Annotated in this window: 2 protein-coding genes; both read right to left on the bottom strand. The window is 41.4% G+C overall.

The features are described 5' to 3' along the window. Window positions 1-367: 367 nt before the first annotated feature. Window positions 368-1,660, bottom strand: coding sequence for a nicotinate phosphoribosyltransferase (pncB, locus tag QZ562_RS20955; protein WP_293764637.1), 1,293 nt, complete (start codon window positions 1,658-1,660; stop codon window positions 368-370). Beyond that, entirely contained in the window at window positions 1,653-2,264 is a 612-nt protein-coding gene (pncA, locus tag QZ562_RS20950; protein ID WP_293764635.1) for a bifunctional nicotinamidase/pyrazinamidase, read from the bottom strand. The genes pncB and pncA overlap by 8 nt, the downstream gene beginning before the upstream one ends. Window positions 2,265-2,371 lie beyond the last annotated feature (107 nt).

Below are 2,371 nucleotides of genomic sequence, written 5' to 3'. Positions count from 1 at the left end.
GCCACTATTTATTCTATAGATTTATCGATAACTACAGACACTTATGATCGGTGGGATCTAGTAATCATAAGGTTAATTTTATCAAAATTTCAGAACAAACCATGTGTCTGAATGGCCAATGGGATTAGAAAACATGTTTTGTGAGAAGTTTTTAGATATGTTTTGAAGGATTTATTTAATAAACCAAAAGACAATATGATTGTTGCCATTAAATTTGTTTATATTAAGTATTTTGAATTCAAATCTTTTATAAAAATAAGGCTCACTGTGTAATGTTTTTTGCGGCAAAAGACAGATGTAATCTTTCAATAAACCATTGGTATTTTGGAAAATTGTATGGATTTTCAACCGTGTGGTAGTGCGAAAGTTAAACGATAACGTCTGATACTTCTTGAAACCCGACACCGAATATTCGTTTGTAGCGGATGATTTCTGACACTGAGCCCATCGCTTTGTTGGGGTTATCCGACAATTTTACTGTTGGTTTTCCGTTCGCGGAAATGGCTTTGCAGACCAACGAAAAAGGTGACAATGCATCCTTGGGTACGAGTCCACGGAAATCATTGGTCAATAATGTGCCCCATCCAAATGATACCCGAACACGACCTGCAAACTGTTGTTGTAGCTCGATAATTTTATTAACATCTAAGCCATCAGAAAATATTACCAGTTTTTGTGTTGGGTCTTCACCATGACGCTTCCACCAATTGATCGCCATCTCAGCACCTGTCGCAGGATCACCACTGTCAACGCTAATACCAGTCCAGCCTGCCAGCCATGCTGGTGCTTTTTTTAGAAAACCTTTGGTACCATAAGTGTCTGGCAAAATCACACGCAGATTGCCGTCATATTCTTTCTGCCAATTGGCTAGTACTTTGTAAGGCGCATCACGCAGTGTCTCATCATCTTCGGATAAGGCTGAATAGACCATGGGTAATTCATGGGCATTAGTACCAATGGCTTCAAGTTCTCGGCACATGGCGATTTTACAGTTAGAGGTACCGACAAACTTGTCTCTTAAACCTTCCTGCATTGCTTGGGCGCACCAGTCTTGCCAAAGGTAAGAATGACGACGACGTGTGCCAAAATCTGCAATACGTAAATCTGAAACATCGCGAAGCGTCTCAATCTTTTGCCAAAGCTTCGTCATAGCACGGGCATAGAGTACTTGAAGTTCGAATTTACCCATATCTTTTAGAACTGCGCGGCTGCGCAACTCCATCAGCACCGATAAAGCGGGAACTTCCCATAGCATAACTTCTGGCCAAGAGCCTTCGAAGGTTAGTTCATATTGACCATCACGTTTTTCGAGGTGGTAGGGCGGTAAGCGCAGGTTTTCAAACCACTCCATAAAATCAGATTGGAACATCTGGCGTTTACCGTAAAACATATTGCCACGAAGCCACGTGCTTTCTCCCTTTGTCAGAGAGAGTGTCCGGATATTATCCAATTGTTCTCGTAATTCGCCCTCGTCAATTAGTTCCGCTAGTTTGATATGTTTGGACCGATTGATCAGACTGAATGTCACCTGTGTGTCAGCATTGTTGCGGAAAATAGATTGGCACATCAATAGTTTGTAAAAATCTGTATCAATCAGCGAGCGGACAATAGGATCGGTCTTCCATTGTCGATTCCAAGCTTTAGTGGCAATATCAACCATGTTTTAGTCTCACTCCGGCATTACGCATTTTTAAAATTGCGGCTTCAAGGGAGCCATCCACATCGATGCTTCGGCAGGCGGTCATATCGACGGTGACTTTGAAGCCTAACTTAGATGCATCAAGGGCAGAATATGCAACACAAAAATCAGTGGCTAGCCCAACTATGGTGATAGTGTCTATTCCGCGCGTGCGCATGTAGCCTTCTAGTCCAGTTGGGGTTGTTTTATCGTTTTCAAAAAATGCAGAATAGCTGTCTATTTTGGGACGGAATCCTTTACGGATGATTAAATCTGCTTTCTCAACTTTAAGTTCATTGTGAAAGGCTGCGCCATCTGTGCTTTGAATACAATGGTCAGGCCACAAAATTTGATGGCCATAAGGCATGTCGATCATATCAAAACTAGATCTGCCATCATGTGTCGAAGCAAACGAAGAATGACCGGCAGGATGCCAGTCTTGTGTCAAAATACAAGCAGAAAAGTCAGATAACATGTCGTTGATAGGCGCAATGATGGCGTCTCCATCTATCACTGCTAAGGCGCCATTTTGGCAAAAATCATTTTGAATATCAATTACGATCAGTGCCTCGTTGGCTGGTCGCATAGTAAACCTCCTTTGGGCTCGAATGTTTTAAGCATTTTATGAATATTCAGTGTCCTATTTAATTTTGACAAACATTATGTTTGCTATATATAAACTTAGGTTATAAA

Source organism: uncultured Paraglaciecola sp. (assembly GCF_913058035.1).
GTDB lineage: Bacteria > Pseudomonadota > Gammaproteobacteria > Enterobacterales > Alteromonadaceae > Paraglaciecola.
Note: the sequence above shows the minus strand (reverse complement) of the source record. Positions and strands in the feature narration are given on the sequence as shown.

Coding starts and splice junctions, on each gene's coding strand:
- pncB (WP_293764637.1), bottom strand. CDS start 1,660: ATGGTTGATATTGCCACTAAAGCTTGGAATCGACAATGGAAGACCGAT.
- pncA (WP_293764635.1), bottom strand. CDS start 2,264: ATGCGACCAGCCAACGAGGCACTGATCGTAATTGATATTCAAAATGAT.